Raw genomic sequence first — 2546 nt, forward strand, 5'->3', positions numbered from 1 at the left:
AGGGACTCGGCTTCGCGTAGCGTCCGGGTGATGTCCTCACCGCCCGGTACCTCGCCCAGTCCCGTCCGGCCGTCCGAGTCCTCGAGGACGAGGACGTTCCGGGTGAAGTACGGGGCGTGCGCGCCGGAGAGGTTCAGCAGCATGGAGTCACGGCCTGCCACCGGGTACACGGAGAAGCGGGTGATGACAGGCTGGCTCATGAGGTGAATCCTTCGTTGCTAGGGGGTTGGGCGTGGGGGGGGGAACTGCCCCGTGGGCGGGGCGCCGCTCGTGGAGTGCTACAGCGCCCGCTCACGGGTGAGGGCTTCCACTCACAGGTTGAGGGCGTCCAGGACACGTTCCATGGCCAGGACGCCGCCCAGGCCGAGGATCGCGAGGACGGTCGTGTAGGTGGTACGGACCTTGATCGCGTCGATGACCGACAGGTTGAAGTACTCCTTGAACATCCAGAAGCCCGGGTCGTTGACGTGCGAGAAGGCGATCGAGCCGCAGGAGACGGCGAGCACCATGATTTCGGCGTGGATCCCGCTGCCCGCGACCAGCGGCAGCGCGACACCGGACGCCGTGACGACGGCGACCGTCGCCGAGCCGAGCGCCACCCTGAGGATCACGGCGATGAGCCAGGCCAGGATGATCGGCGAGACGGACCAGCCCGAGGTCGCCTGCTTGATGTAGTCCGAGATCCCGCCGTCCACGAGGACCTGTTTGAAGGCGCCGCCGGCCCCGATCACCAGCAGGATCATCGCCATCGCCTGCGCCGCTCCCCGGCACGAGGCACTGACCTCCTCCAGGCTCCGGCCGATGCGCGGTCCGAAGGCCCAGACCGCGACGAGCAGCGTCAGCAGCAGCGCGATCGGCGCCGAGCCGACGAAGTTGATGAAGTGCATCACCGCGGTGTCCGCCGAGGTGACCATGTCTGTCACCGCCGCGCCCGCGATCAGCACCACGGGCAGGAGGGCGACCGACAGCGACCAGGCGGTGCTCGGCATCTCCTCCTCCTCGAAGGTGCGGTCGCTCACCAGGCCCGTGGGCACGGACGGGTTCATCGCCCGGACGAACGGCAGCCTCGGCCACACCAGGGCGATGAGCGCGCCGGCCGGGACGGCGATGAACAGGCCGTAGAACAAGGTCAGTCCGACCGAGGCGTGGAAGGTCGCGGCCACCGCCGTCGGGCCCGGGTGCGGGGGCAGGAAGCTGTGCATGGTGGACAGCGCGATGGACATCGGCAGTCCGACCCAGAGCAGGTTCGAGCGGGTGACCCGCACGAGCGTGAAGGCGACGGGCACGATGATGACGAAGGCGACCTCGTAGAACATCGTGACGCCGATGAGCATGGCCGTCAGCACCATGGCGACCTGCACCCAGCGCGGACCGCAGACAGCGAGCAGCTTGGCGGCTATGCGCTGGGCGGCGCCGGAGTCCCCCATGACACGGCCGACCATCGCGCCGAGCCCGATGGTGAGCATCGTGTCGCCGATCTGGCCGCCGATGCCCTTGGAGAGAACGTCCGGGATGTCCGCGACCGGGATCCCTCGCACTAGGGCAACGCCGACGGCCACGAGGAGGAGGGAGGCGAAGCCGTTCAGTCTGAGCTTCGTCATGAGGAAGAGCAGGACCAGCACGCTGATCCCGACGACGACAAGTGGCATGAATCAGTTCTCCTTTGAACTGTGCTGTCGGCTGTCTTCCGGCTGTTGGGCTTCCGCTCGGGGTCAGTGCTCGACGCCGACCAGTTCCAGACCGTGGTCCAGGAGATCGCGGAGGGTGGCGAGGTCGTCCGGGCCGGGGTCGGTGAGCGGGGCGCGTACGGAGCCCACGGGCAGTCCGCGCAGCCGGGCCGCTGCCTTGACCAGCGAGACGGCGTACCCGGGCCTGCGGTCACGCAGTTCGACGAGCGGGACGTAGAAGCCGCGCAGCAACTCGTCCATGCGGTCCGAATCGTTCTTGTGAAAGGCCTCGAAGAAGGCGCGTGCGATTTCCGGGGCGAATGCGTGGACGGCCGACGAATAGGCGCGCACGCCCATACCGGCGTACGCACGAGCCTGGACCTCGGCCGTGGCGGCGCCGTTGAAGAAGAGGAAGTCGTCGGGCGCGGCCAGGGTGAGGCGTTGCAGGCGGTCGAGGTCGCTGTGACCGTCCTTCAGACCGATGACGGTCGGGATTCGGGCGATGTCGCGCAGGCTGTCGGCGGTGAAGGCGACCTGGTCGCGCTGGTAGGCGATCAGGGGCAACCGGGTGCCGTCGGCGATCCTGCGCAAATGTTCCACGAGGCCGTCCTGGGGTGCCTGGATCAGATAGTGCGGGAGGACGAGGGCGGCGTCCGCGCCCGCGTCCTGCGCGATCCGCGCGAAGCGCAGTGCCTGGGCCCAGCCGTAGCCGACACCCGCGACGACCGGAAGGCGTCCGCGTGCCACGTCGACCGCGATGGTGATGACTGTGCGGTACTCGTCCTCGTCCAGGGCTGTGAACTCACCCGTCCCGCAGGCGGGGAAGACCGCGCCCGGGCCGGCCGCGAGCTGCCGTTCGAGGTAGGCACGGAAGGCGCC

The 2546-nt window shown here is 68.8% G+C and carries 2 protein-coding genes and 1 pseudogene; all 3 read right to left on the minus strand.

Translation table 11 applies throughout. The annotated features are described in order from the left end of the window. Positions 1–200 (minus strand): annotated as a pseudogene (locus ACIOWN_RS34470) (glucarate dehydratase); the annotation flags it as partial. 111 nt (positions 201–311) lie between these two features. Continuing rightward, positions 312–1649, minus strand: coding sequence for a gluconate:H+ symporter (locus ACIOWN_RS34475; RefSeq protein ID WP_401984473.1), 1338 nt, complete (start codon positions 1647–1649; stop codon positions 312–314). Positions 1650–1712: 63 nt separating this feature from the next. Beyond that, on the minus strand, positions 1713–2546 hold an 834-nt coding region (locus ACIOWN_RS34480; protein WP_401984475.1), incomplete at its 5' end, for a 5-dehydro-4-deoxyglucarate dehydratase.

The organism is Streptomyces sp. NPDC087787 (genome assembly GCF_044743035.1).
Classification (GTDB): Bacteria; Actinomycetota; Actinomycetes; order Streptomycetales; family Streptomycetaceae; genus Streptomyces.